Genomic DNA, 25,398 nt, shown 5'->3' with positions numbered 1-25,398 from the left:
GATAACTACGTAAGGAATGACATTGCTGCAAATGCGGGTTCCGGCGGAGCCATGGCACGTCCGAACACTGCGCGACGAGTTATTGCAGGTCGGTGAAGAGGTCGAGATGCACCCCGAAGTGCTCGAAGACTTCGTCACGGCGGTCGGTGAGGCGTTTGCCAATGCAATCGAGCACGCCTTATCGGCCGAGCCGGTTGAAATTGAGGTCAAGCAACGCGACGCTCACCTGGTTGCGACAGTTCGTGACCACGGTCGCGGCATCGACAGCACACGCATTTCGAGCACCTTGCCGCCGGCGTCGGCCGAACGTGGCCGTGGTATTCCGCTCATGCGCAAGTGCAGCAGCTCGATGAGCATTCAAAAACCGCAGGACGGTGGGACGCTCGTCGTCCTCAATTGGGACGAGAAGCGTCTCCACGGCGCGCCCGTTTCAAATAATGGAACGATCTTGCATACTATCCAGTGAGCCGCGAGTCGCCTCGAGCGTCTCGTCGACGTCGCTCGCGGTATGCTCGGTGCATAAGAACATGACTTCGTTCTGAGAGGGCGGCAAGAGAATGCCACGCTCCCGCATTGCGTGGTAGTAGGCCGCATAGGCGCGAGCATCGGCGAATTGCTGATCGTCGTAGTTGCGCGTAGGCGGCCCCGCGCGAAACTTGAAATCGACAATGCTTTCCAGTGTCACGACCGCATAGGCTAGGCCGAACTGCGCAAGAATCGCACGAATGCCGTTACCGAGCTGCTCGCTAAGCGCACGCATCTGCGCGAAAACGTCCGGATTCGATTCGAGAAAATCGAGTGCGCGCAGGCCGATCGCAATCGCGAACGGATTGCCGGCGTGCGTACCGCCCGCGAACGTCGGTCCCTCGGGCGCTAAGACCCGCATCACGTCTGCGCGGCCACCGTACGCTGCAAGCGGAAAGCCACCGCCGAGATTCTTTCCGATCGTCGTAAGATCGGGACGTTGTCCGACGCGTTCTTGCGCGCCGCCGAGTCCGAGACGCGGCCACGTGATGATCTCATCGAAGATGACGAGCGCGCCGCGAGCACGTGCACGTACGAAAAGGCCGTCGAGGAATCCGGGGGCGGGTTCGACGAGCCCCATGTTGCCGACGATCGGTTCCACCAGGATCGCGGCGAGACGTCCCTCGATCTCCTTGCGCGCGAGCACGCGATCGAGATCCTCGAGATCATTGTAGCGTGCAACGCCGAGATCGCCGAGCGTTGCAGCCGGAATCCCCGCGCGAACGACATCGCCGGTGTGCGCCGATGCGCCTGCGCCGAGCAAGCCGAGATCGAAGTGTCCGTGATAGTTGCCCGCAAACTTCACGATCGACGAACGTCCCGTGAAGGCGCGGGCAACGCGTACCGCCGCCATCACAGCTTCCGTACCGGTCGTCGTGAAACGCAAACGCTCCATCGATGGCAGATGTCCGCGAATGCGTTCGGCGAGAACGAGCTCGTCTTCGTGTGTCGAGCCAAACACGACGCCGCGCGCCGCGATCTCATCGAGTCCATGCGTCACCGCGGGATGCGCGTGTCCAAGCAAAAGCGGCCCGTACGCCATCAGATAGTCGATGTATCTGCGTCCCGCAGCATCGTACGCGTACGCTCCTGCGCCGCGCGCTTGAATGAACGGCTCGCCGCCGACGGCTGCGCCGGCACGCACCGGCGAGTCGACGCCGCCCGCGAGCGCGTCGCTGGTGCGGCCTTTAACGAGCATGGTGTCGGAAAAAGTAAATCAGCATCGTGAGCAACAGGGCCGCAACGGCGTAAGCCCCGACCGCAAGCTCGAAGTTAAAACGCCGGTCGGGTTTCATCCTATCCGCGCAACCACAACGCGACCGCACTGTATGCGGCCAAAAGTGCAAATAAGCCGCGTAGGAGCCGTTCCGGCAAATAGTGCGCGAGATGGACGCCCCATCCGATCGCAATCGTCCCGCCGATCGCAAGCGCGATCCCGGCGCCCCACACAACGTCACCATTGAGAGCATACGTCGCCAAGTTGATGATCGTTCCGGGACCGACGAGGGCGAGACCCATGAACTGCGCCACGACCTGCGGGAAGTTGAAAATCGTCGCCATGAGCGGCACGGCAAAGACCGCACCACCTGTGGCGAACAGGCCGGAGAGTCCGCCTCCGACGGCACCGATCGGAATTGCGACCGGCCACAGGTGCGAGCGTGGCTCGCTCTTCGCCTCCGCGACTTTGTGGCGCACGCCGGTCCAGACGTAGAAAATCGCGATGGCAAGCATCATCACCGCAAAGGAGCGGCGTAATTGCGTGCTCGCCATGTGTGTTGCGAAGTGCGCCCCGAGAAACGTGAACGGCAAGGCCGCTACTGCCAGTGAGCCCGCGACGCGCAGATCCATTTTCGTACGACGCATGTAGTGCCAGATCGCCATCGTCGTATTCGGGATGATCATCACAAGCGCTGTGCCTTGCGCGTGCTGCTGATCGTAGCCGTAGATAAAGCCGAGCAACGGAATCAGAAACAGGCCGCCGCCCAAACCGAAAAGGCCGCCGAGAAACCCGACGACCACTCCGAGACCGACGTCAACGAGAAGGTTCGTTAAGCGTACACTCCGCGGATTTCGAGCGTCGTTTTGACCCGCTGAATCGCCAGCATGTACGCGGCGGTACGATACGACACGCCGCGCGCAGCCGCAAGTTCGCGCACTGCGTCGAAGTTCAGCAAGAGGTGTTCGCGCAGGCGCTCGTTCACGTCGGCCTCTTTCCAGAAGAAGCCTTGGCGATCTTGTACCCATTCGAAATACGAGACGATGACGCCGCCGGCATTTGCCACGATATCAGGGATGACTTCGATGCCGCGCTCACGGAGGATCGCATCGGCCTCGGGCGTCGTCGGACCGTTTGCGCCTTCGACGATTAGCTTTGCTTTGATGCTTCGTGCGTTCACGATCGTGAGGACGTTCTCGAGCGCCGCAGGAACGAGCACGTCGCAATCGACCTCGAGAACATCACCCGACGGAAGTTTATCGCCACCGCGGTAGCCGTCGAGCGAGTGATGCTCTTGGGCGTATGCGATCGCGCTCTTGACGTCGATGCCTTTGTCGTTGTAGTAGCCGCCGGTGACATCGGAGATCCCAACAACTTTACAGCCCGCCTCCGAAAGAAAGCGAGCTGCAAAGGAACCGACGTTTCCAAAGCCTTGAACGACAACGCGCGCGTTTTTCTGTGGGATCCTCAGACGTTCGAGCTCGGCGAGCGCCACAATCGAAACACCGCGGCCGGTCGCTTCAACGCGTCCACGCGAACCGCCGATCTCGAGAGGCTTACCGGTGACGACGCCCGGCACGTTTTGACGAACGTGCATCGAGTACGTATCCATGAACCATGCCATGATCTGCGGCGTCGTTCCGACGTCGGGCGCGGGGACGTCTTTGTCCGGCCCGATGACTTCAACCAACTCGGCTGCGTAACGGCGCGTGATGCGCTCGAGCTCATTCATCGAAAGTTTTGACGGATCGCACGTGACGCCGCCTTTGCCGCCGCCGAAGGGCAGATCGACGACCGAACATTTCCAAGTCATCCAAAATGCGAGCGCCGTGACTTCATCCAGCGTAACGCCCGGATGGTAGCGAATCCCGCCCTTTGCGGGACCGCGCGCGAAATTGTACTGGACGCGATAGCCGGTGTAGACCTCGAGCTCGCCGTTATCGCGTTGGAACGGTAGCGAGAAGATCATTTGACGCGAGGGATGCGTGAGAATCGCGCGCATGCCGGGCGTCAGATCCAACAGCGACGCGGCCTCATTAAAGTAGGCGATCGCCTCGCCAAACACCGAGAGATCGCGTATCACCGCAGTCGACATAATTTCAATGCCTCCGGTACCCTCTACCGTATTGTACCTTTAGGACAAACGGCCAAAATACCTAGCTAAAACTTGGCCCCATTGATAACGCTCACACCTTGAAGAGAAACTCGACAACGTCGCCCTCCTGCATGACGTAGTCTTTGCCCTCGCTGCGTAACAAGCCGGCCGCACGAATTGCATCCAGCGAGCGAAGGCGCGCATAATCGTCGTACGAGACGACCTCGGCTCGAATGAATCCACGCTCGATATCGGTGTGGATCTTACCGGCCGCTTGCGGCGCCTTACTGCCGCGGTCGATCGTCCACGCTCGGGTCTCTTTGGGACCCGCGGTAAGGAACGTCATCAGACCAAGCGTGTTGTATGCAGAAAGAATCAATTGGTCAAGACCGCTGCGCGCAATCCCCAGCTCCTCACAGAATTCGCGCGCTTCTTCATCTGATAGGCCCGCAAGCTCTGATTCGATCTTTCCGCTGAGGACGATGGCCTGGCCGTGCTCTTCGGCCGCACGTTTGAGCACCGCTTGCGCAAGCGGTCCGGGCGTTCCGATTTGCCCTTCGTCGACGTTTGCGACGTAAATTACCGGCTTAATCGTAAGGAGAAAGCTTTCACGCGCCAGTTCGGATTCGAGCGATCCCAGCTCAAATATTCGCGCAGGACGCCCGGCTTCGAGCTCTGCGATCAAACGTTCGGCCGCCGCAAGCATCGGTCGCAGTTTCAAGTCGGCGCGCGCTTCGCGCGAGAGACGTTCGTGACGCTTCGCCATCGTTGCGAGATCGGCGAGCGCCATTTCGATCCCGATGATGTCGATGTCGCGAATCGGATCCGGAGCGCCCTCAACGTGTGTGACATTGGGATCTTCGAAACAGCGCACGACCATTGCGATCGCGTCCGTCTCGCGAATGTGACTGAGAAACGCGTTGCCCAGACCTTCGCCCTTGCTTGCTCCGCGAACGAGACCCGCAATGTCCACGAAACGAGTGGACGCGTACACGATTCGGGCTGCCCCGACGATCTCTCCGAGTACCTTTAAACGGTCATCTGGGACGGGGACCTCACCAATGTTTGGTTCGATCGTCGCGAAGGGATAGTTAGCTGCGAGCGCGTTCGCCGAACGCGTGAGTGCATTGAAAATCGTCGACTTGCCGACATTGGGCAAACCGACGATTCCACAAGAAAGGGCCATGGCAAGCGCCGCTTCGGGACAAGCGTAGGATGGCCTAGCCGGGAGTCGAAACCCGCAAAAGATGCGTCAGATGAAGGTTGACAAGCTCGGGATCGATTTGTTAACACATGATCCCGTCGTCATCCTTAAGGATCTCGAAGGTCGCCGTTACCTTCCAATTCTGATTGGTCCATTCGAGGCAACCGCGATCGCACTGGCATTGGAAGGAACGCAGGTCCCGCGACCGCTTTCCCACGATCTCATGCGCATGATGCTAGAAGCTCTCCAAGCCAAGCTCGAGCAAATCGTGATCCACGACATCAAAGACTCGACGTTCTTCGCAAAACTGATCGTGAAGACCAACGGCGAGACGCAAGAAATCGATGCGCGTCCTTCCGACGGGATCGCGCTCGCGCTGCGGATGCAAGCGCCGATCTATGTCAGCGACAAGATTGCGCTCGAAGAGACTGTTCCCGACAAGAAATCCGACGAAGAGGAACGCGACCGCTTCAAAAAGTTCATCGAGGAACTCAAGCCCAGCGATTTCAAAGATTGATCACGCGCGCAGGTTTTACACTCGGCGCGATCGGTCTTGGGACAGGCGTTGCGTTCGCGCAGTCCGACACCAAGGTTTCCGTCGGCACGACCAACAGCAGTAGCGACGCGCCGTTCTTCATCGCGGAAGCCAAAGGATATTTTCGCGAGCAGAGACTCGACGTCGAACTCATTCCGTTCGATTCGGCAGCGAAAATGATCGCGCCGCTTGCTACCGGACAACTCGACGTCGCTGCAGGCGCGCCCTCCGCCGGCTTGTACAACGCCGCCGCGCGCAGCATCGATATCCGCATCGTAGCCGATAAGGGGTCTGCACCCAAAGGTTACGGCTATCTGCCGCTCATGGTCCGCAAGTCGCTGACCGACTCCGGAAAGGTCAAGAGCGTACGCGACCTTCGCGAGATGAAGATCGCCGAAGTTGCGCAAGCCACGGCCAGCTTCTGCACGATGAACCAAGCGCTCAAAAAAGGCGGTCTCACGTATCGTGACGTCGAGGAGATCTATCTCGGATTCCCCGACCACTTTGCGGCCTTTAGCGGCGGGTCCATCGACGCCTCGATCACGGCCGAACCGATCGCTACGAAGTGCATCGAAAGCGGCGTCGCCGTCAGGTTCATGCCGGACGATCAGTTTTATCCCAACCAGCAGATCGCATGCGTACTCTATGGCGGTCCGTTCATCAAGAGCAAAGGCGATGCGGCGCAAAAGTTCATGGTCGCCTACATCAAAGCGGCACGCGATTACAACGATGCCCTCAAAGGCGGCAAAATGGCGGGACGTGCCGCAGGCGAGGTCATCGCAATTCTCACGAAATACACGGCCATCAAAGATCCGGCCATTTATCGTGCGATTACGCCCAACGGCAACGATCCGAACGGGCGCCTGAACACCGAAAGCCTGGCCAAAGATCTCGCGACCTTTAAAGAAGCTGGATTCGTGACGAGCGGCATCACCGTCGACTTCGTCCTCGACGAAACGTTCGCCCAAGCTGCAGTCAAGATGCTCGGACCGTACCACTCGAAAGCTTGACCGTCCTCATTGTCGGGGCGGGGATCGGCGGATTGATCCTCGCGCTCGAGCTGCACCGTTTCCGAATTCCGGTGCGTATCTACGAGCAAGCTAATCGCTTGCAGCAAGTCGGCGTCGGAATCAACATTCTGCCGCATGCAACGAAGATTCTGGCGCAGCTCGGACTTCAGGAAGAGCTCGAGAAATTCGCCGTCTCGCCGAATCGCTCGGCCTTCTACAATCGCTTCGGCCAGCTGATTTACGACGAGCCACTCGGAACGGCGGCCGGATACGAGTGGCCGCAACTTTCGATTCATCGCGCCGAATTGCAAAACGTGCTGGTGCGCGCGTTTCTGGCGCGCGTCGGCCCCGCTAACCTCTTCTTCGGTCACCGCTGCATCGGCGTGCAACAGGACGACAGCAGCATTAGCTTACGCTTCGATGACGGAACGCGAAAGCGCGGCAGCATTGCAATCGCGTGCGACGGTATTCACTCCGAGATTCGCAAGCAATTCTATCCGCAGGAAGGCGCACCGATCTACTCGGGCTACAACATGTGGCGCGGCGTGACAAAGCACGCGCCGATTCTCAGCGGCGCGACGATGATTCGCGCCGGCTGGCTTGCGACGGGGAAGATGGTGATCTACCCGATCCGGGATAATATCGATGCCTCCGGCCGGCAGCTCGTCAACTGGGTGGCTGAACTCGAAACGCCGCAGCACATCGCGCGCGACTGGAATCGCCGCGGAAACATCGACGACTTCATCGGCGCGTTCTCGGACTGGCAATTCGATTGGCTCGATGCGCCGCTGCTGATCCGCAACGCTGAGACGATCCTCGAATTTCCGATGGTCGATCAAGAGCCGCTCGAGCGCTGGAGTTTCGGACGCGCGACGCTCTTAGGCGATGCGGCACATCCGATGTATCCGCGCGGCTCGAATGGCGCGGGTCAGGCGATATTGGATGCGCGCGCGCTCGCCGAAGAGCTTGGCGCCGGCGGCGATCCAGTCAAAGCGCTGCGCGCATATGAAGCCCGGCGCTTGCCGATGACGTCCGGCGTGGTGCGCGCCAACCGCGCCAATCCGCCCGACGCGATTCTGCGTGAAGTCTATCTGCGCACCGGAGATCGGCCCTTCGAGCACATTGATGACATCATCCCGCGCGACGAGCTGGTTGCGCTCTCGGATTCCTACAAACGCGTGGCAGGATACGATAAGGAAACACTGCACAAAACGTCCACATGAAACGAATGGCGTTGCTCGTGGCCGTGCTCTGCTGCACCCTCGGCGCCGGTGCCTGGCACGTTTCCGGATATCCCGCCGGCGCACCGTTGTCCCGCAATCACTCTGGAACGACGCGCCGGTAGCGCCGGCATATCTCATGCTTCTCTCGTCGTGGTTAACGAAACACGTCCTCAAATAGAAAGGCTGGGTCTGGTGGCTAAGCAGTACGTGCTCGAGGTGGAGTTCGTCATCAACGACGGCGCACTCGACGAGTTCTTGAAAATAGTCGTCGAGAACGCGACCAATTCGCGCAACGAACCGGGATGCTTACGCTTTGACGTGCTGCGTCCGGACGACACGAAAGACACGGTCGTACTCTACGAGATCTACGTCGACGAGGGCGGCTACGATGCGCACCGTCAGACGCCGCACTATGCAAAATTCGATGCGGCGCGCAAACCGCTCGTCAAGAGCGTGAGGCGCCGCAACTTTACGTGGAGTAACCCAGCCTAGGATTTAGCTGATCGCGGAGTTCTGAGACGGCGTTTCCGAATAGTGTGCGCCCGAGATCGTCCTCGACGATGCGTAGGAGCGATTCTCGCGCTTCCCGCTGACTGAATCCAGCAGGACGCACGGCCAACGCCCGAAGTGCTTGGAACATTGCATCGTAGAATGCCATCCAGACTTCGGACGTTCGTCGCTTTAGAGCGTCTGCATACAGGGCGGTGATTTCGGCGATTCGTTCATCGTCGATACCTGAGTCGAAAAGGTCTTCGCATAAGTGGTGGAGCGGTTCGTTCACAGCGCTCATGATGGATCAGTCGTCTTGGAGGATCGAGTAGATCTCTTTGCGCGCAGCGTCGAGGACTTCTTTGATGCGCTGGCGCGTCTTGCGGTCATCGAGTTGACGCAGCCCTTGCTGGACTGCGGCCATGAACTTACGTACGGCCTCGCCGAGCTCGCCCCATTCCGCACCGGGCGCGGACTCGTCTTCGACGGTGCCGCGCTCTTCGAGAAGCGTGCGTCCGGCGTCGGTGATTTCGTAGACGCGCTTTCCGTCGATGACTTGGCTCGTTACGAAGCCGCCGTCTTCTAGCATCTGCAGCGTCGGATAAACGGATCCGGGGCTGGGACGATAGCGTCCCTGATATTGCTCCTCGAGATCTTGCATGATGTCGTAGCCGTGCATCGGGCGCTTCGTGAGCGCGCTGAGCAACAGAAACTTCACGTCGCCGCGGCGTACGCGGGGCTCGCCATCGAAGCCGGCGCCGCCTTCGCGGGCCATTTGTCGCCACATGCGGTGCATGTGCCGGCGACCGTGTCTCATATGATGCCGTCCGCCTTCAAAGTGATCCTTTCCAGCCTATCGCATAGGCCTATCGGCATCCTATCGCGATATATCGTGATCTGTCAAGAGTATATCGGCCGAGCCTCGATTTCGCTCGGGGTGACAAGAGAGGGCGACGCGCCTGCCGTAACCTGGTCGCCGTCCAACGATAAGGAGAGATGGTGGCTAAAGACAGCGCCGAGATCGGCGTTTTTGGTGGATCCGGCTTTTACTCGCTAATAGAGAACGCGCGCGAAGTCTGGATTGAAACGCCCTACGGCGCCCCGAGCGATAAAGTTGCACTTGGGGAAGTCGCCGGAAAGAAAGTCGCGTTTCTTCCGCGTCACGGCAAAGATCATCGCTTTCCGCCGCAGGCGATCAACTACCGCGCAAATCTCTGGGCGATGAAAGAGCTCGGCGTTGCGCGCATCATCGGCCCGACCGCATGCGGCTCGCTCGATCCCAAAGTCGCGCCCGGCGAGATGGTCGTGTGCGATCAGGTCGTCGATCGTACGACCGGCCGCAAGGACACGTTTTACGATGGCCCGATCACGACGCACATCTCGTTTGCCGATCCGTATTGTCCGCAACTGCGTGAGATTGCAATCGCCGAGCTAAAAAAGATCGGCATTACTACGCACGACCACGGTACTGTCGTCGTCATTCAGGGGCCGCGCTTCTCGACGCGCGCGGAATCGAAGTGGTTCTCGAGCCACGGTTGGGAAGTCATCAACATGACGCAGTATCCCGAGTGTTATCTCGCACGCGAGCTGGAGATCTGCTACGTCAACATCTCGCTGATCACGGACTACGACGTCGGGCTCGAAGGGATGCCCGGCGTCAAGCCCGTTTCGCACGAAGAAGTCATGAAAGTCTTCGCGAGCAATAACGAACGCGTGAAGAAGGCTATCTTCGGCATTATCTCTGCAACGCCTAAGCAGCATTCGTGCAAGTGCAGCTCGGCGCTCGAAGGCGCGCGCTTCTAAAGTGTATCTCCAAGCGATCCCGCTGCTGTTCCGCAATCCAGCATTGCTGCTGGCGCCGCTCTTTACGGGCGTCCTCGGCGTGCTGGTGCAAGAATTCGGCGGGGCACAGGTCTCGGGTGATGCGCTGGGTGGCATTACCGGCGGCATCCTTGCGCTCTTGATCTTCCTCTTCAATTGCTTCGGCCTGGGCATATCGGTGATCATCGCCGATCACGTGTGGCGTAGCGGGAAGGGCTCTTTCGAAGACGGTTGGGAAGAGGGGCGCCGCAAAGCCGGCGACATCTTCATGGCCGCGCTCGGCTTGAATTTCATCGTCTACATTGCGCTGCAGATCGGCTCGTTCATCAGTCCGATCTTGGGTGAAGCACTCTTCGTGATCGCGTTCTTCTTCTTGATCTACACGATACCGGCGGCCGCAATCGGTGGGATCCCCGGATTCATGGCGCTCAACACGAGCATCGAGCGCGTTCGCGAAAGCTATCTTCAACCGATCGGGTTAGCGGTTTTCTTTCTGATCTTCTACTGGGCGCTCGGATCCGTGCTCATTCCGAGCTACGCCGTCATTTTCGGATTGTCACCTACTGTTTCGTATTTGATCGCCGCCGCGTTTCGTGCGATCGTTCTCGGTTACTTTGCCCTCGTTCTGGCCCGTTCGTATACCAACGTAGCATTCGTTCGACGCCGCTTCTGAGATGATCGAGACGCCGGGTACCGGTGCGCCGCAATCGCCGTGGTGGTATCGAAACCGCTCGAGCGTCTTCGGCATGCTGTACGGTGCCGGCTTTTGGATTCCGATCGTTGTCGACGGCTTCTCGAATACGCCGTATGTACCGACGATCGTGCTCATTGGTTCGCTCGCTGGTGGCGACGCGACGATCAACGCGCTGTTTTTGTTCGCGCTCTTGTGCGTGCTGATGTGCTTTTTGATCCGCCTCTCCGGTTCGAGTTACTTGCAAGCCTCGATCGTATGGAACGCGGACGCCAAAGCCGAGAGACTGTTCGTCGAGGGCCCGTTCCGCTACACGCGCAACCCGCTCTACCTCGGCAACATGTTCATGTCGCTCGGGTTTGCTCTCGTAGCGCCACCGTCGGGCGCCGCCTTCATTCTCATCGCCAATGCATACTTGATCAACCGGCTGATCGATCACGAGGAGCCGGTGCTTCGCACAACGTTCGGCGAAGCGTACGAACGCTATCGCGCGAGCGTGCCGCGCTTGTGGCCGCGCCTGAAACCGGTCCCGGCCGAAGGTGACCTGAAACCAAATCTCGCGCAGGGCCTGAAGACCGAGGTCTTCACGCTCGCGATGTTTCTTGGGTTCTGTTGTTTCTTCGCGCCGATGCCGTATGGTCTGTACGGCTTCGTCGCGTTCTACGTTATCGGGATCGTCGTGCAACGAATTATGGCTCGACGAACCACGTGAGCGACGAGTCGGCCAGGCATTTCGTCCATCGTCTCGAGGCGTTCTCCGACATCGTCATCGGCTTCAGTCTTGCACAGCTCGGTGCGTCGCTCATCATCCCCGAACATGCGATCTCGCTCGTGCAAAACCCGAGCTGGCTCTTCGGATTCGTCCTCGCCTTCGCGGTCGTGTGCAGCATGTGGTTCTTTCACCATCGCCTCTTCTCGCGATTCTTCGTTCCGAAACCGTGGCCGGTGATTCTCAACTTCATTTGGCTCGCGGTCGTCGTGCTGCTCGTCTATGCGACGCAACTCTACGTTCGTTCGATGAGCGACATTATCGCCGTCCGCATGTATTTCGGCGCGTACACGCTCGCCTACGGTATTCTCGGGTTTCAGCACCTCATCGCTGCACGCATCGGTCCCGATCCCGCCGGTGCGCGGCGTGGCGCAACGTTCACGTTCCTGTGGACGACACCATTCGCCGTTTGCCTCCTCGCAACGGCGCTCTTGCCGGCGGATATCGTGAACGCAATAACCGGACTCGTGTTTATCGCGACTACAGTTGCGTTTATGTTCCTAGCGCGACGCCGTCGCCGTGAATCTACCGGCTCCGTGTCGGGATGAAAAGGCTACGAAAACCCCAGCTCTTTGAGAATCTCATCGGTGTGCTCGCCGAGCTGCGGCGGTTGATGGCGCAGGCCGAGCTTGTGGTCGGCGAATTCGAGCGGAATGCCGGGCAGTTTCGTCATCGTCCCGGTTGCAAGCTCGGTGCGTTCCAGCCAGCCGTGAGAATTGAGATGCGGGTCCTCAAATAAATCGCCCGGCTTGGCGACGGGCGAGAACGGGATCGATTCGCGCTCAAAGATCTTCGCAAGATCGTTAAAGCTATGCTTGCGCACGATCTCAGCCACGATCGGGATCAGCTTCTCTTTCGCAGCAACGCGCTTGTTGTTATCCGAGAACTCAGGGACTGCGAGCAGATCTTCGCGTCCGAGCGCACGGCAAAAGCTCTCAAAATGCGCGTTTGACGTGGCGCCGATAAAGATTGGCGTGCCATCCTTGGTCGGAAATGTCTCGTAAATGCCCCACGCCGGATAGCGCATCGACATTGGCGGTGGCGGCAGGCCCGTTACGGCTTCGGCCGCCATGTGCTGCGCGACCAAGAATGCCGCGCTCTCAAAGAGAGAGGCCGTGATGCGCGCGCCCTTCCCGGTGCGCTCGCGCTCCCGCAACGCCGCAAGAATTCCGACGACGCCGAACACGCCGCCCATGATATCGACGATCGACGAGCCTGCCCGGAGCGGACGATCGGGAAGTCCCGTCATGTATGCAAGGCCAGTCATGTACTGCACGACTTCATCGAGCGCGGGGCGGCGCTCGTAGGGTCCTTGCAAGAAGCCTTTGAGGGCGCAGTAGATGAGCTTCGGGTTCATCTTCTCGACCGCGTCGGCGCCGAAACCCAAACGGTCGAGCGTTCCCGGGCCATAGTTCTCGATTAGCACATCAGACCGCTCGATCAACTTGCGAACGATCGCTTTTCCGCGCTCGGTTTTCAGATCAACGACGAGGCTGCGCTTGCTGCGGTTGAAGCACGGAAAGAATCCCGCTGCAAAGCCGCCCAGCCGTCGTGTTGCGTCACCGCTCGGTGCGGCTTCAACCTTGACGACATCGGCGCCAAGCTCCGCAAGCACGAAACCGCACGACGGCCCCATGATCGTGTGACAGAACTCAACGACACGAACATCGTGCAGTGGGAGAACGTCGTCCTCGTTGAGCATCAATCTCGCTGTCCTTCGACTACGCGCACTTCGTGCGCTACGCTCAGGATGACACCGGGGCGTAGGTCGCTTAGCGGGAGCATGCGGCGAGGGCCATACGGACGGATTCCGCGACAAGATGCGGCGTGACGTTGGTGCGCGCGATCCGTTCGGCTTCTTCGATCGCAGTCAGCGCGCGAACGAGATCGCTCACCTCGACGGCCGAAAGTTTTCCGACCGAGCGCGCTTCATCGGAAGCCAGCGGCGCAACCTCTTTGCCCGCGATACGTAACACGAGCCAATCGCGCGTCAGCGTTTTGATCGTCTCGAGCCCCTCTTCGAGCGTGTCGCGCACCGCCCAGTGACCGTCATCGACATCGCCGCCTTGCACGACTCCGTAGAACCACGCGATCGCCGCATCGCGAACTTCACGCGATTCCCCGCCAAGCGACGCGACGGCGCGATCGACGCTGCCTTGCGAGAGCAGCGCCGCCCGCGCGATCTCTTTCGCATCGGTGTGACCCATCTTGCGCAAGATCTCTTCGACTTGCGCGCGCGAGAACAGCGGGAAGCGCACCTCGATCAGCCGCGAGCGAATCGTTTCGAGCAATCTGCCCGGCGCGTCGCTCGTGAGCAGCAAGAGCACGCGCGCCGGCGGATCTTCGAAAAACGCCAGCAGCGCATTCGCCGCCTCGCGCGTGAAGTCGACGTCTTCGAAAATGAAGATGCGCCAGCCGTCTTCATAGGCGTGCAGCGAGAATTGTCTGACAAGATCCCTCGCCGTCGTTTCCTCGGATTCGTGAAAGCCTTGCTCGACGTCGCGCTCGCCGATCTTCAGCTGTCCGCGCGTCGCAAACAAATCGGGATGAGTGCGGGATTGCACCATCTTGCAGCCGCTGCAGTGCCCGCAGTAGCCGAGCAGTGTCGACTTCGGCGTGACGCACAGCAGCGATTGCGCCAGTCGCTGCGCGAAGGTGCGCTTCCCGACGCCGTCTGGTCCGGTGAACAAGTAACCGTGCGCAAGCCGCTCGCGCGTATAAGCCGAGAAGAATTTCGTCGGGCCCTCGGCGCCGACGACGTCGAATTCGCTCACGAAGCCGTCGTGCGAAGTCCTACCCGCGCGTGATCGACCGCGGCGAGGATCGTCTTCACGCTGGCTTCCGGCGGCTGCTCCACGTCGACGACGACGAAGCGCCGGCTCCAACGACGCGCCATGTCAAGGTAGCCCGCGCGGACCGCGCGATGGAAATCGAGCGACTCGCGCTCCATGCGATCGACGGCGTGTCCCCCGTTCGCGGCACGCGCGACGACGCGCGGTAAGGCGATTTCCGGCGGAAGATCAAGGATAAACGTAAGATCCGGCGTCAGTCCGGAGGTCGCCGCAAGGCAGACCTGCAGCAGCTCCTCGACGTCCATGCCACGCCCGTATCCCTGGTAGGCAATCGTGGAGTCGAAGAAGCGATCGCACAAGACCGTCCGTCCGGCGCGCAGCGCCGGCCGAATAACGTCGGTGCATAGCTGAGAACGGGATGCGCACAGCAGCATGACCTCCGCCATCGGGACGATTTTCTGGGCCGGATCGAGGAAGATTTTGCGCACCTCGTCTCCGAGCGGCGTGCCCCCAGGTTCCCGCGTTTGCAGGACGTCTTCGCCACGCTCGCGGAGTGCTTGTTCAACGCGTTGCATCAGGGTGGACTTGCCAGATCCCTCGATACCCTCGAAGGTGATGAACATCGCACCCTGCTTCGCGCTCAAGGTCTAGGCCCCGCCTAGCCGCAATACCCAGGTCAACCGAGCGATCGGGAAAGGTGAGGACGTGCTTTACGAACTTGCCAAAATTTTTGGTGGAAGTAAGGGTCCAGAGCGCCGCGGACACAACCGCAAAACAGTTACGTATCCGGTGCGCTGGAATAAAGATGAGAACACGGTTATCGACGGCGTTGGCCAGGAGATTTCAGCGACCGGTGCTTTGATCGTTCTCAAAGACAAACCACCAACGCCCGAATTCACGGTGCAGATGAAGATCGCCGAGCGAATGATGACCATTCGCTTGCAAGTCGTTCGCCATGACGCGGTGCAGAACGCGGGTACGACCTGGCACCGCTTCGCGACGAAGTTCGCGGGCATTTCGGCTGATGACTGGGACGCAGTCGTTCGCTTCTGCAACGATACACCGGCGCCGGTCAACCGCGGCGCCGACGAACTCAAGGCCGTACAGAACAAGTCTGACGACGCGTTCCGGCTCTTGCCGCTTGCGATTCAACAGCAAATCGTCAACTCGCTCGTGCAAATGAACCACATGTCGGTACCGGGACCGGGGCAAGCCCCGCTGCTGCGTATGACGTATTCGGGCGTCGTCAAGCGCGGCGCGCAAGAGATTCACCGCTGCCACGTGCACAGCCGTATCGATGTCGAAGGCGAGATCCGTCAGTACGACACGACGTTCTTAATTGACGGAACGGGCAAAGTCGAGGTTCAAGGCGCCAAGCACTAGCGGCTAGGCGATCGAGTCGGCTCCCCGGTAGATTTGTACGCGGCGATTCGGCTCGAGGCCGGTGCTGCGTGATTGCAGACGATGGCGTTCAGCCATCTGATGTTGCATGCGCCGAATGTACGAGGTCTGCGGCGTAAGCTCGATGGCTTTGTTCTCGAGCAGCACCTGATAGATCGCTTCTTCGGCTTCGTGTAGCGCAAGCTCTTCGGCGTCGATCGACGGCAAGTCGAAGATGTCTTTGAGCGCATGCTGGATCTGCGTGGTCGTGTTCGTCTTGATCGTGTAGATCGGAATGTTCTCAGAGGCAATTATCTTGAGCTTAGCCGACTCTTTGCGCTCGAGCGTTTTGAGCGTAAGCACCACGTCCGCGTCATCCCACTTGCGTGCAATCGACGCGCTGACGCGCAGATTGGTCACGGCGCGCTCGATCTTGTTGCGCGAGACGCCGTATGGGAAGATCATCAGCGGCTTTTCTTGCTCGGCTGCTGCCTCGGACTCGACGTCGTCCATCCGAGCGGTTGGTGGCGGCAACACCTGCGTGTCGGCTTGTTGCACGACCGTGACGTTGCCGGCCGGTCCGCGCTCGCGGATCTCGGGCTGCGGTTGGTAGCCGCGCAGCAGCGCGTCAACGACTTCGGCTACGTTGCGATGAATCGCAAGGCGGCCGCGATCGACGATCTCGATCAGGACGTCGAAGGTCGGCGGAGCTTTGCGCTCGAGCACGCTCTTGCGCGTTCCCCGGCGCCGCGCTTCCTCATCGGAAAGTGTGACGGCTTGAATGCCGCCCAGCAGATCGGAAAGCGTTGGATTCTTGAGAATATTGCTGAGCGTCTGGCCGTGCGCCGTACCGATCAGCTGAACGCCGCGTTCCGCGATCGTGCGGGCTGCGAGGGCTTCCATTTCGGTGCCGATTTCGTCGATCACGATGACCTGTGGCATATGATTTTCAACCGCTTCGATCATCACGTTATGTTGGAGCGACGGATCAGCAACAGGCATACGCCGTGCGTGGCCGATTCCCGGATGCGGGACATCGCCATCACCGGCAATTTCGTTCGATGTGTCAACGACGACGACGCGCTTGCCGTCCTCGCTCAGGATGCGCGCGCATTCGCGCAGCATCGTCGTCTTACCAACGCCAGGGCGGCCAAGCAAGCAAATCGATTTTCCGGCGCGCACCACATCAAGAATGATGTCGACGGTGCCGTAGATTGCGCGACCAACGCGGCACGAAAGACCGATGATCTTTCCGGTGCGATTGCGGATCGCCGAGATCCGGTGCAAGGTGCGCTCGATGCCCGCGCGGTTATCTGCGCCAAACGGCGAGAGGTGCGAAGCAACATGCGCGATTTCTTCGTGCGTAACGAGCGTGTCCGTCAGGAACACGAACCCGTTCTCGAACCGCGCCTCAGGCGGCCGGCCGAGGTCGAGCACGACCTCGATGATCTCGTTGACGTTCGGCAGGCGGATCAGTGCCTGACGGATCGGTAGCGGAAAAATGTCTAGGAGCTGCGTGAGCTCCCAAGACGGCGAAAAGGCTTCGGCATTAATTGCCAATTAGCGCTGTCCTCACAAGGGCCGGCTCGGTCTGAGACCTCACGTTATCGTTCGTTTCAAAGTACTAGGGAGTGGACCCTGCCGTCGGACGACTACCATATGTAGTATTCGGGCCCCGGACCTTAGTTCGTCCGAAGAGGGCCTGTACTTAACCTTACCCCAAAAGACTCGCTCCGGTTCCCAGGATTGTCATCCCGAGCGTAGCGCCGCAGGCGCGTAGTCGAGGAACCGCCGCTTTGCGCGGGGACGGCGGTAGATTCACTCGATGTCGGTCGTAGGTGACGTCTCGGGCTTCATCACGCTGATGCTGCTTCTCGGCATTCCGATAGCGCTTTGCGTTTACAAATTTTGGATTGACCCAGACTTCCGACTTCGCTGCGTCGAGCTTGCTTGGTGGCTGACGTTGTACCCTTGGTCTTGGTAATTAGCGCTGTCCCTCGACTTCGCAACGCTTCGCGTTGCTGCGCTCGGGATGACAAACGTGTGCACTCACGTGCAAGGTTAACCTGGTTCTCCGGCCCAGGCGTCGAGATCGGCGCCGCCGTTGCCGCTGACCATGCGCCGCTTTACGTGGCGTGAGTAGAGCAGCTTGTCGGAATCCGGATAGTAGACGCTGTCGTCGGATGCGTTGTTCGCAAGTGCAAGCACGATCATCGGTGCTTTGCCGGTGTTCTGAATGCGATGCGTTGCGTGATCTCCGATCGGCATTGCAATCATATCGCCTTTGCGAATCGGATACTCGCCGAACGGGAACCTGATCACGCCCTCGCCATCGAAGACGACGTACAGCTCTTCTTCATCCGTGTGCATGTGCATCGCGGTCGCGAAATTGCCGGGTGGAATCTCGAACATTTGATAACCGAGCTTGCGCGCACCGAGTAAAAGTCCGACTTCGGCTTGGCTGCGCGCGTGACGGCCGGGGCCCTTGCGCTTCTTCCAATTCGCGAGCTCGTCGAGATTGATCTTGTAGATCAGTACGTCGCTGCGCGATTTCAAGAAGGCTTCGAGCGCCGCCATCGCGCCGCCGAAGATACAGTAACCGTCGCCAACTAAGATATTCTTCGGCTCGAGTGCCCACAGACGGCGCAGGCTCAGCACGGCCTTCTTTGCATCACCGAGCTTTGCGTCCGGAACTGTTCGCAGCGAACCAGGCGGATCACCCCAGAGCGCGTCGCCGACGATCACGGTAGCGTCGTCATCGAGCTGTAGCGCAAACTCACCCGGCGATTTCATCCCTTCAAGCTGCACGACGGTGACGCGTCCGATGCGATCGCCTTCACGTAACGGACGATCAACCTTCGCTTTGATCTCCGGCACGTCGAGCTCGGGTGCCGCGATCTTTGCATTGAAGCGCTGCGCGAGCGCCGCTGCTTCGCGCTCGTGATCGCGCGTCGTGAGCACGATCCAGGCGACGCCGCCTTCGGCATCGATCACCTTCGCGTCGTCGTCGGTCAGGGCCACCGGATCGACCAGTACGTTCTCCTTGCCCTTGATGAAGAACGAATTGAAGTTCATCGTGCGATCGGGCTGCCAGCGCGACCACATCATCACGCAGTCGATGCTTGTCTTCTGCAGAAGGTTCGTCGTCTCTTGAGCTAACATGCGCGCAACCTTCACCTCTCGTCGACCGACGCCTTGAGGCGCCGCAGTGCCATGGCGACGGGTTCGGAACCCTTTCCGAGTGCCCGTCTCGAGAGCTGAACGGCGCGCTCGATTGCGGCGCGGCGCTCCTCTCCCAGGGCTCCGTCTTCCGTCGTGAGGGCGCGTACGCCCGGAAGCGTCGACCGGAGCAGGCCGATCCATTCTGAGGCGTGATCGTCGTCATCGACGGTTGGCAGCCGTCGGTGAAAAGCGAGCGCCGGCCCGACGTTGTCGAGCTCTTTGATCCGATGCTCGAAAATACGAAGCTCGTGATGCCGCTCGCGCGGCCTTTCCCCGGAAGCGAAGAGATCGAGGAGTGCGTTCAGCGCGTCAGCAACGAGACGCCGCGCGACGAGCTTGGTTGGAATCGGCATCACAAACCACGCGGCCAGCACGCCGCAGATCGCGCCCGCAATGATTGCTTCGATGCGCGAGCCGAGTAATACGAAGCTGAAGCCTTCGCCGAAGCGCTGCAGCATCGCAAGGACAAGCGTGAATGCCGCGGCCCAGTAGGCGTAGTTGAACTCGCGCAGTGCCGTTCCGGCGAACAAACAAATGAGAATGACGGCCCACGAGACGCTTGCGTCTGCGGGAACCGCGTATTGCAGTACGGCGGCCGCGATCGTGCCGCCTACGGCGCCGGCAACGCGCGCGAGCGCACGATACGCAGCGTCTTCGCGTCCGCGCGTTGCTCCCGAAACGATGAACGCTGTGAGCACGACCCACGCGACGTGATGCGGAAACACAAGCATGCCAAGCGCGAACGCGGCGCTGAGTGAGACAACGACTTGTGGCGCCATGCGCATGCTGATGTTGCGCGAACGCTCGGTCGGCGGTCTCGGTACGTGATGATCTGCATGAACGAGGTTCAGGCGAAGCGCGACGGTCGACAGCAACGTGACCATGACGTACGGGACGATGCCGGCCGCGATGATCAAGCCAAGATCGACGAGCGTTCCGCCAGGCGCGCGCGGTGCGGCCGGGACGATGAGCATCGCAAGCAACGGGAACGCAACGACCTCGCCGATGCGCGCCCAACGTTCGCCAAATCCGCGCGACCACACGGCGAGTGACATCGCGACGACGTAGAGGGCTGCGCCGGCGATGGGTTCCGTGTGCGCAAGGAGGGCGAACGCCGTACCGGCGATCGCGACGAGCGGCAGCGTCGCGATCGCGATCAGCGTCGCCTGCAGCGATCGCGTCGTTGCACGGCGGCCGAGTCCGAGCGCCAAGAACGCGGCGGTCATGGCGGGGCCGCTGCCTGCGTCGAAACGCGCGCACAACGCTGCCTCCGCGAGAAAGCTAATGACGACCGCCAGAAGCGTGACTGTTGCGCGAACCATTGTTGCCACGATGAGGTTGTTCGCTGTCCCTCGACTACGGCGCTTCGCGCCTACGCTCGGGATGACAAGATCGCGCCTACGCTCGGGATGACAAGATCGCGCCTACGCTCGGGATGACAAAGGCGCCCGACGAGATTATCTCAGTGGCAGGCCTACGCTTATGTGGAAATTCATCCAATGATCTTCGACGACGCGTCCGTTGGCGGTAACGCCAAGGATTTGCATCCCGGGGCTTATGCCCGCACTGAGGCGCCAGCCGCCGGTCAAGTTCATGACGCGATGCACGACCGTCATCAATGGATCCGGGGCACGTTGGGTGACCTCTGGGGCGACGGCTGTCTTGATCGACGGCCGTGCGCGTACTAGCCCGGCAGCGTCGTCAGTTGTCCCGACGGTCGAAAGCGAGGCACGCACGCTGCTTTCGAGCTGCTGCACCGGCGAATCGGCGACCGCGGGCGAGGTCATCAGCAAGAGCATCGCGAGTGCAAATCCGGCGGGGCGGATCCAACGCATGCTCTTAGCATTCCCGAATCCTCAGATTACATGTGGTACTTGAGACTCAACGATTTCCGCTGTCCCTCGACTACGGCGCTTCGCGCCTACGCTCGGGATGACAAGTTAGACGCCCTTGACTACGCGGATGCGGCGGAGGTCGTCGTCGTAGGGACCCTGCATCTTCACACCGGCTTTCTTCTCAAGGCCCAAATAGTCGATGATCTCTTTCGTGATCACCTCGCCGGGTGAGATCACCGGAATGCCAGGCGGATACGGCGTGATGACCTCGGCGCACACGCGTCCGGCGCTCTGTTTGAACGGAATGAGCTCGGTCGGCGACAGAAACGCTTCGCGCGGCGAGAGCCGCATCGGCGGAATCTTCGGCAAATGGTACGTCCCGGTTTTGATCCGGCGCTCGAGGACGCCCGAGGGCGAAAAGATGTCGACCGGACGGTCTTCGCGTGCCAGCTCGCGCACCGCGTGCACGAGCTCGTCAGCAGCCTTCCCGGTCGTGCCGATCGTGATCAGCGCGACGCAGTTGAAGAGATCGGCGAGCTCGACTTGCACGTTGTAGCGCCGGCGCAGAATCTCTTCGGCCTCATAACCCGTGTAGCCAAGATCCTTGACCGTGATCGTGATCTTGCACGGATCGAAGTCGTAGACGCCTTTGCCGTCGACGAGCTCGCGTCCAAAGCAATAGACGTTCGGAATCTCGTTGAGCTGCCGGCGGATTTCGTTCGCGAGATCGATCGTGCGCGCGAGCAGCGCTTCACCAATCGTCGCCATCTGACGTCGTGCGACGTCGAGCGATGCGACCAGCACCAAATTCGGCGACGTCGAGAGAAAGAGTTTGTAGACTGCCTTGACGCGGTCGAGCGGTATGCGCCGGCCTTGCAGATGCAACATCGCGGTTTGCGACATCGAGCCGATCATCTTGTGCGTCGAGTTGATGCACATGTCGGCGCCCGCAGCCAGCGCGTCGGTCGGCAGCGCTGGATGAAAATGGAAGTGCGGGCCCCAGGCTTCATCGACGAGCAGCGGCACGTGATGCGCGTGCGAGATGCGCGCGATGGCCGCGAGATTTGCTTGCGCGCCGTAGTACGTCGGGCTCACGACGTAGACGGCTTTCACATCGGGGTTTGCTTCGAGCGTGGCCTTCACCGTTTCTGGCGTAACGGTGTGGTCCATGTGCAGCGCTTCGCTGACTTGCGGCTGCATGTACACCGGAATAGCGCCACTCATAATAAGAGCGCCCATCGCGCTCTTGTGTGAGTTACGCGGAATTGCGATTTTTTCGCCGGGATTGATCGCGGCCATCATCATGCACTGATTGCCGCTTGTACTCCCGTTGATCAAAAAGAACGAATGATCGGCGCCGTAGGCTTGCGCCGCAAGCTCTTGCGCATCGACCAGCGCGCTTTCAGGCTGCAACAGATCGTCGAGGCCGCGGATCTGCGTGAGATCGATCGCCAACACGTTGTCGCCGACGAACTCGCGAAAAGCACGATCCATCCCGTGACCCTGTTGGTGTCCGGGCGTGTGAAATGGCACGACGCCTGTATCGACGTAGTCCATTAGCACGTCGAAATACGGCGTGCGGTTTTGGTCGAGTTTAGGCCGCGACGCCCTGCCCTGTTCCGGCCGGGAAGTTAACGCGGATGGTTAGACCGTCACGGCTTTGCGACGTGACCTCGCGCAGCTTCAGAAGGCGATCGTAGATAACTTTGACGCCGCGCGTTCCATCGTAGGAACGGCGATCGCCGGTTTCCGGATCGTTCGTAACCGGGAGCGGAATGTCGCCCGTGAGATCGATGAAGCGATCCAGCGCGTCATACGACACTTCGACCGTGACAAAGCCGTTCGAGTAACGCAACGCTAAAAGCGGTACCGAATCGGTAAGTGGGACCAGCTCGGTGCCGGTCCGCCGCAGCGCAAGCTTGCGCTGAACTTGAGATGGGCGTTCGCCCTCAATCCGCCGGATCATAATGCCCTTTTACCCTTCTCCTCGTCGAGCGCGCCCAGAAAGTCGAGCTCGTCGTCCCCAAAAGCCGTAAAGGCGTCTTTACCTTCCTTCGGCTCTTGGTGGATTGGAGCTGAGCTTTCAACAAAATCTGGGAACGTCGAGTCGCCTTCGAATTCGGGCAAGTGTTCCGTCGTCATGAATGGCTCGTCCTGAGGTTCCGTGACTACCCCCGCCTCGACGACCTGGATAACGGGCTCAGCTTTGGCATCAGCCTCGGCCTGAGCACGTTTCGCCTGTGCGGAGAGTACCTTGTCCCTGTCTTTTGCGATTCGCTTGAGGACCTGCTCGGCCTCTCCGTCGGCCGCACGTGCGATTTGGATCGCTTCTTCGATCTCGGCGGCGGTCGCCAGGCGGCGGAAAAGGACTCGTCCGGCCGCGTCCGTCACCGTGACGTAAGCCGGGAGCTCTGCGGACACCGGAGGGCCCTATCCCTCGAGCTTCGTCTCTATGGAGACGTTGTAGAGGAAGAGAAACTTATGCCACTCGCCGGGGAACGTGTTTCTCCGGATCTGGATCCACGGGATGTACTTCGGAGTCTTGGGCCGGCGCTTGAGTGACATATTGGCATCCTGGGGAGAGCGATTGTTCTTGCGATTGTTGCATCGCATGCACGCACACACAAGATTCTCCCACGTCGAGGGTCCTCCCCGGCTGCGTGGGACAACGTGATCGACTGTCATCATGCGTTCGCCGCGGAGTCCGCAGTATTGGCACGTGTAGTCGTCGCGTAAGAGGACGTTCTTCTTCGTGAGCGCGACCTTTTGCATCGGACGCCGGATGTAATAAAGCATCCGAATGATCGAGGGCATCCGCAATTCCCACTTGGCTGATGTGAGAATCCGGTCGCGATCGTGCACGATCTCGGCCTTACCGGCGAAGATCAATTTCACGGCGCGCTGGAACGTCGTAATGTTCAGCGCCTCATACGTGAAATTTAAAACGAGGACGTCGTTCATGACAGTCCTCGCTTCTTAAAAGCAGACGCGCGCAATTCAGGCCTGGTACTCAACCTGTCGAACGCATGGCCACATTGTTCGATAACCGGCGTAACAGCGAACGTCGTCATCGCGTGAAACATTCGCTCCCCGGCAACTATGGGGCCTGCGGCACCATCCCCACAAAATACCGGTGGAGGCGGTCGTCGTGGGTCAGCTCGGGGTGGAACGAGGAGCCCAGGACGTTCTTTTGCCGCACGAAGACCACGTGGCCGTCGCGGCTAGCGAGGACGTCAACGTCCGGGCCCGCACGCTCGATCCAGGGCGCCCGAATGAAGACGGCCGGAAACGGCTCGACCCCGAGCGCCGGAATGGACAGATCGACCTCGGCCGAGGCAACCTGACGCCCAAAGGCGTTGCGGCGCACCGTAATGTCGATCAGGTCGAGCGTCGGCTGATCCTTGAGATCGGCGACGTCGTGCGCGGCGACGATCATTCCCATGCACGTGCCCCACAGCGGCATTCCGTCGGAAGCGCGCTTCTTGATCGGCGCTTCCAGGCCAAAACGCTTGAGCAGCTTCATCACGGTCGTTGACTCGCCGCCCGGAATTATGAGCGCAGCAACGCGCGCGAGATCTTCAGGCGTCTTCACTTCTATCGCTTCCGCACCCGCGCGCGTCAAGGCTGAGAGATGTTCGGAAACATCTCCCTGCAACGCGAGAACGCCAACGATGGGTTTTTTCTTCAGACGCCCCGCACCGACATCAGTTGCTCTTGCGGGATCGTGCGGACGTCAAGTCCGGGCATTGCTCCGGCGCCTGCGATTTGCATCTGCGCGTCCATCACGATCTTCGGATCGCTATAGTGCGTGGTTGCATCGACGATGGCTTTGGCAAATCTCGCCGGGTCTTCCGACTTAAAGATGCCGCTGCCGACAAAGATGCCTTCGGCGCCGAGCTGCATCATGAGGGCAGCATCAGCCGGCGTCGCAACACCGCCCGCGCAAAACAGCACGACGGGCAAGCGCCCTTTTTCGGCGACCTCGCGGATGATCTCGAGCGGCGCACCGATATCGCGCGCACGCGCGACGAGCTCTTCCTTTGGAACGGCGGTCAGCTCGGCGATACCGTCGCGAATCGCGCGCATGTGCGTCACGGCCTCGACGATGTTGCCGCTGCCGGCTTCACCCTTGCTGCGAATCATCGCTGCGCCTTCGGCAATACGCCGCAGCGCTTCGCCGAGATTGCGCGCACCACACACGAACGGAATCGTGAACTGCTCTTTGTCGATGTGATACTTTTCATCGGCCGGCGTGAGGACTTCGGATTCGTCGACCCAATCGACGCCGAGAATTTGCAGCACTTGCGCCTCTGCGAAATGCCCGATGCGCGCTTTTGCCATGACCGGAATCGTCACGGCATCCATGATCTCGCGAATCTTTTTCAGATCGCTCATGCGTGCTACGCCGCCTTCTTTGCGAATGTCGGCGGGAACGCGTTCGAGCGCCATGACGGCAACGGCGCCGGCTTCTTGCGCGATTACGGCTTGCTTCGCATCGGTGACATCCATGATGACGCCACCCTTGAGCATTTGCGCGGCTCCGCGCTTAACGGTGATTGTACCGGTACGATCCACTGTAAGTGCCTTGTCC

At 60.2% G+C, this 25,398-nt stretch carries 28 protein-coding genes and 1 pseudogene; 10 read left to right on the top strand and 19 right to left on the bottom strand.

From position 1 onward, the window contains the following. Nucleotides 1-16 precede the first annotated feature (16 nt). Nucleotides 17-466 carry an ATP-binding protein gene (locus VGG22_12650; protein ID HEY1729219.1) on the top strand — a complete coding sequence of 150 codons (450 nt, stop codon included), beginning with the start codon at nt 17-19 and terminating at the stop codon, nt 464-466. On the opposite strand, the gene VGG22_12645 is transcribed toward VGG22_12650, so the two are convergent. The 4 genes from VGG22_12645 to ychF form a co-directional block, all read right to left on the bottom strand. Beyond that, the gene (locus tag VGG22_12645; GenBank protein ID HEY1729218.1) at nt 431-1,723 is read right to left on the bottom strand and encodes an aspartate aminotransferase family protein; all 1,293 of its coding nucleotides are present in this window, start codon (nt 1,721-1,723) and stop codon (nt 431-433) included. The two genes, VGG22_12650 and VGG22_12645, sit on opposite strands and share 36 nt — an antisense overlap. A gap of 98 nt (nt 1,724-1,821) precedes the next feature. Beyond that, nucleotides 1,822-2,544: a sulfite exporter TauE/SafE family protein gene (locus VGG22_12640; protein ID HEY1729217.1), complete on the bottom strand. Its 723-nt coding sequence runs from the start codon at nt 2,542-2,544 to the stop codon at nt 1,822-1,824. Nucleotides 2,545-2,573: 29 nt separating this feature from the next. Continuing rightward, nucleotides 2,574-3,836 (bottom strand): Glu/Leu/Phe/Val dehydrogenase, encoded by a 1,263-nt coding sequence (locus tag VGG22_12635; protein HEY1729216.1) that lies wholly within the window; start codon nt 3,834-3,836, stop codon nt 2,574-2,576. 91 nt (nt 3,837-3,927) lie between these two features. Next, nucleotides 3,928-5,022: a redox-regulated ATPase YchF gene (gene ychF / locus VGG22_12630; GenBank protein HEY1729215.1), complete on the bottom strand. Its 1,095-nt coding sequence runs from the start codon at nt 5,020-5,022 to the stop codon at nt 3,928-3,930. A 70-nt stretch (nt 5,023-5,092) separates the two neighbouring features. Between ychF and VGG22_12625 the strand changes: the two genes are divergently transcribed. From VGG22_12625 to VGG22_12610, 4 genes are all read left to right on the top strand, one after another. Beyond that, nucleotides 5,093-5,557 carry a bifunctional nuclease family protein gene (locus tag VGG22_12625; protein ID HEY1729214.1) on the top strand — a complete coding sequence of 155 codons (465 nt, stop codon included), beginning with the start codon at nt 5,093-5,095 and terminating at the stop codon, nt 5,555-5,557. Next, nucleotides 5,554-6,585 carry an ABC transporter substrate-binding protein gene (locus VGG22_12620; GenBank protein HEY1729213.1) on the top strand — a complete coding sequence of 344 codons (1,032 nt, stop codon included), beginning with the start codon at nt 5,554-5,556 and terminating at the stop codon, nt 6,583-6,585. Before VGG22_12625 ends, VGG22_12620 begins: the two co-directional genes overlap by 4 nt. Continuing rightward, complete coding sequence (locus VGG22_12615) at nt 6,582-7,808, top strand: flavin-dependent oxidoreductase (GenBank protein ID HEY1729212.1); 1,227 nt, start codon at nt 6,582-6,584, stop codon at nt 7,806-7,808. The genes VGG22_12620 and VGG22_12615 overlap by 4 nt, the downstream gene beginning before the upstream one ends. A 192-nt stretch (nt 7,809-8,000) precedes the next feature. Beyond that, nucleotides 8,001-8,300: a putative quinol monooxygenase gene (locus VGG22_12610; protein HEY1729211.1), complete on the top strand. Its 300-nt coding sequence runs from the start codon at nt 8,001-8,003 to the stop codon at nt 8,298-8,300. Between the two features lie 304 nt (nt 8,301-8,604). Here the strand turns inward: VGG22_12610 and VGG22_12605 are convergent, their stop codons facing one another. Continuing rightward, the gene (locus VGG22_12605) at nt 8,605-9,114 is read right to left on the bottom strand and encodes a PadR family transcriptional regulator (protein ID HEY1729210.1); all 510 of its coding nucleotides are present in this window, start codon (nt 9,112-9,114) and stop codon (nt 8,605-8,607) included. A 179-nt stretch (nt 9,115-9,293) separates the two neighbouring features. Between VGG22_12605 and VGG22_12600 the strand changes: the two genes are divergently transcribed. From VGG22_12600 to VGG22_12585, 4 genes are read left to right on the top strand one after another with little or no spacing between them, the layout of a single operon-like run. Beyond that, the gene (locus VGG22_12600; GenBank protein ID HEY1729209.1) at nt 9,294-10,100 is read left to right on the top strand and encodes an S-methyl-5'-thioadenosine phosphorylase; all 807 of its coding nucleotides are present in this window, start codon (nt 9,294-9,296) and stop codon (nt 10,098-10,100) included. Nucleotide 10,101: 1 nt separating this feature from the next. Continuing rightward, nucleotides 10,102-10,791 (top strand): hypothetical protein, encoded by a 690-nt coding sequence (locus VGG22_12595; GenBank protein ID HEY1729208.1) that lies wholly within the window; start codon nt 10,102-10,104, stop codon nt 10,789-10,791. Between the two features lies 1 nt (nt 10,792). After that, a complete protein-coding gene (locus VGG22_12590; protein ID HEY1729207.1) occupies nt 10,793-11,521 on the top strand; it encodes an isoprenylcysteine carboxylmethyltransferase family protein in 729 nt (242 codons plus the stop codon). Next, nucleotides 11,518-12,126 (top strand): TMEM175 family protein, encoded by a 609-nt coding sequence (locus VGG22_12585; protein HEY1729206.1) that lies wholly within the window; start codon nt 11,518-11,520, stop codon nt 12,124-12,126. Before VGG22_12590 ends, VGG22_12585 begins: the two co-directional genes overlap by 4 nt. A gap of 5 nt (nt 12,127-12,131) precedes the next feature. On the opposite strand, the gene VGG22_12580 is transcribed toward VGG22_12585, so the two are convergent. The 3 genes from VGG22_12580 to tmk form a co-directional block, all read right to left on the bottom strand. Then, nucleotides 12,132-13,280 (bottom strand): CaiB/BaiF CoA-transferase family protein, encoded by a 1,149-nt coding sequence (locus VGG22_12580; GenBank protein ID HEY1729205.1) that lies wholly within the window; start codon nt 13,278-13,280, stop codon nt 12,132-12,134. A gap of 70 nt (nt 13,281-13,350) precedes the next feature. Next, on the bottom strand, nt 13,351-14,352 hold the full coding sequence (locus VGG22_12575; GenBank protein ID HEY1729204.1) for a DNA polymerase III subunit delta': 1,002 nt from the start codon (nt 14,350-14,352) through the stop codon (nt 13,351-13,353). After that, nucleotides 14,349-14,993, bottom strand: a complete 645-nt coding sequence (tmk, locus tag VGG22_12570) for a dTMP kinase (protein HEY1729203.1) — start codon at nt 14,991-14,993, stop codon at nt 14,349-14,351. Before tmk ends, VGG22_12575 begins: the two co-directional genes overlap by 4 nt. A gap of 82 nt (nt 14,994-15,075) precedes the next feature. Here tmk and VGG22_12565 point away from each other — a divergent pair, with 82 nt between their 5' ends. Continuing rightward, the gene (locus tag VGG22_12565; GenBank protein ID HEY1729202.1) at nt 15,076-15,753 is read left to right on the top strand and encodes a PilZ domain-containing protein; all 678 of its coding nucleotides are present in this window, start codon (nt 15,076-15,078) and stop codon (nt 15,751-15,753) included. A gap of 3 nt (nt 15,754-15,756) precedes the next feature. Here the strand turns inward: VGG22_12565 and VGG22_12560 are convergent, their stop codons facing one another. The 11 genes and pseudogenes from VGG22_12560 to pdxS form a co-directional block, all read right to left on the bottom strand. Beyond that, nucleotides 15,757-17,310, bottom strand: coding sequence for a R3H domain-containing nucleic acid-binding protein (locus VGG22_12560; GenBank protein ID HEY1729201.1), 1,554 nt, complete (start codon nt 17,308-17,310; stop codon nt 15,757-15,759). Between the two features lie 501 nt (nt 17,311-17,811). Then, nucleotides 17,812-18,912 (bottom strand): cupin domain-containing protein, encoded by a 1,101-nt coding sequence (locus tag VGG22_12555; protein HEY1729200.1) that lies wholly within the window; start codon nt 18,910-18,912, stop codon nt 17,812-17,814. Between the two features lie 11 nt (nt 18,913-18,923). After that, nucleotides 18,924-20,294, bottom strand: coding sequence for an FUSC family protein (locus VGG22_12550; protein ID HEY1729199.1), 1,371 nt, complete (start codon nt 20,292-20,294; stop codon nt 18,924-18,926). 135 nt (nt 20,295-20,429) lie between these two features. Further along, the gene (locus VGG22_12545) at nt 20,430-20,807 is read right to left on the bottom strand and encodes a hypothetical protein (protein HEY1729198.1); all 378 of its coding nucleotides are present in this window, start codon (nt 20,805-20,807) and stop codon (nt 20,430-20,432) included. A 105-nt stretch (nt 20,808-20,912) separates the two neighbouring features. Further along, nucleotides 20,913-21,158, bottom strand: a complete 246-nt coding sequence (locus VGG22_12540; protein HEY1729197.1) for a hypothetical protein — start codon at nt 21,156-21,158, stop codon at nt 20,913-20,915. A gap of 150 nt (nt 21,159-21,308) precedes the next feature. Further along, nucleotides 21,309-22,373: pseudogene (locus VGG22_12535) on the bottom strand (aminotransferase class I/II-fold pyridoxal phosphate-dependent enzyme). A 28-nt stretch (nt 22,374-22,401) separates the two neighbouring features. After that, nucleotides 22,402-22,773 (bottom strand): hypothetical protein, encoded by a 372-nt coding sequence (locus tag VGG22_12530; GenBank protein ID HEY1729196.1) that lies wholly within the window; start codon nt 22,771-22,773, stop codon nt 22,402-22,404. Then, the gene (locus tag VGG22_12525) at nt 22,770-23,228 is read right to left on the bottom strand and encodes a hypothetical protein (GenBank protein HEY1729195.1); all 459 of its coding nucleotides are present in this window, start codon (nt 23,226-23,228) and stop codon (nt 22,770-22,772) included. Before VGG22_12525 ends, VGG22_12530 begins: the two co-directional genes overlap by 4 nt. Before the next feature lie 9 nt (nt 23,229-23,237). Then, nucleotides 23,238-23,768 (bottom strand): HNH endonuclease, encoded by a 531-nt coding sequence (locus tag VGG22_12520; GenBank protein HEY1729194.1) that lies wholly within the window; start codon nt 23,766-23,768, stop codon nt 23,238-23,240. A gap of 136 nt (nt 23,769-23,904) precedes the next feature. Then, the gene (gene pdxT, locus VGG22_12515) at nt 23,905-24,480 is read right to left on the bottom strand and encodes a pyridoxal 5'-phosphate synthase glutaminase subunit PdxT (protein ID HEY1729193.1); all 576 of its coding nucleotides are present in this window, start codon (nt 24,478-24,480) and stop codon (nt 23,905-23,907) included. A gap of 11 nt (nt 24,481-24,491) precedes the next feature. After that, on the bottom strand, nt 24,492-25,382 hold the full coding sequence (pdxS, locus tag VGG22_12510) for a pyridoxal 5'-phosphate synthase lyase subunit PdxS (protein HEY1729192.1): 891 nt from the start codon (nt 25,380-25,382) through the stop codon (nt 24,492-24,494). Nucleotides 25,383-25,398 lie beyond the last annotated feature (16 nt).

The sequence above is a fragment of the Candidatus Baltobacteraceae bacterium genome (assembly GCA_036489885.1).
Taxonomy (GTDB): Bacteria; Vulcanimicrobiota; Vulcanimicrobiia; order Vulcanimicrobiales; family Vulcanimicrobiaceae; genus JAFAMS01.
Note: the sequence above shows the minus strand (reverse complement) of the source record. Positions and strands in the feature narration are given on the sequence as shown.

Coding starts and splice junctions, on each gene's coding strand:
- VGG22_12645 (HEY1729218.1), bottom strand. CDS start 1,723: ATGCTCGTTAAAGGCCGCACCAGCGACGCGCTCGCGGGCGGCGTCGAC.
- ychF (HEY1729215.1), bottom strand. CDS start 5,022: ATGGCCCTTTCTTGTGGAATCGTCGGTTTGCCCAATGTCGGCAAGTCG.
- VGG22_12545 (HEY1729198.1), bottom strand. CDS start 20,807: ATGCGTTGGATCCGCCCCGCCGGATTTGCACTCGCGATGCTCTTGCTG.
- VGG22_12530 (HEY1729196.1), bottom strand. CDS start 22,773: ATGATCCGGCGGATTGAGGGCGAACGCCCATCTCAAGTTCAGCGCAAG.
- VGG22_12555 (HEY1729200.1), bottom strand. CDS start 18,912: ATGTTAGCTCAAGAGACGACGAACCTTCTGCAGAAGACAAGCATCGAC.
- VGG22_12650 (HEY1729219.1), top strand. CDS start 17: ATGACATTGCTGCAAATGCGGGTTCCGGCGGAGCCATGGCACGTCCGA.
- tmk (HEY1729203.1), bottom strand. CDS start 14,993: ATGTTCATCACCTTCGAGGGTATCGAGGGATCTGGCAAGTCCACCCTG.
- VGG22_12590 (HEY1729207.1), top strand. CDS start 10,793: ATGATCGAGACGCCGGGTACCGGTGCGCCGCAATCGCCGTGGTGGTAT.
- VGG22_12520 (HEY1729194.1), bottom strand. CDS start 23,768: ATGAACGACGTCCTCGTTTTAAATTTCACGTATGAGGCGCTGAACATT.
- VGG22_12550 (HEY1729199.1), bottom strand. CDS start 20,294: ATGGTTCGCGCAACAGTCACGCTTCTGGCGGTCGTCATTAGCTTTCTC.
- VGG22_12580 (HEY1729205.1), bottom strand. CDS start 13,280: ATGCTCAACGAGGACGACGTTCTCCCACTGCACGATGTTCGTGTCGTT.
- VGG22_12600 (HEY1729209.1), top strand. CDS start 9,294: ATGGTGGCTAAAGACAGCGCCGAGATCGGCGTTTTTGGTGGATCCGGC.
- VGG22_12635 (HEY1729216.1), bottom strand. CDS start 3,836: ATGTCGACTGCGGTGATACGCGATCTCTCGGTGTTTGGCGAGGCGATC.
- VGG22_12605 (HEY1729210.1), bottom strand. CDS start 9,114: ATGAGACACGGTCGCCGGCACATGCACCGCATGTGGCGACAAATGGCC.
- VGG22_12625 (HEY1729214.1), top strand. CDS start 5,093: ATGAAGGTTGACAAGCTCGGGATCGATTTGTTAACACATGATCCCGTC.
- VGG22_12540 (HEY1729197.1), bottom strand. CDS start 21,158: ATGCGGCTCTCGCCGCGCGAAGCGTTTCTGTCGCCGACCGAGCTCATT.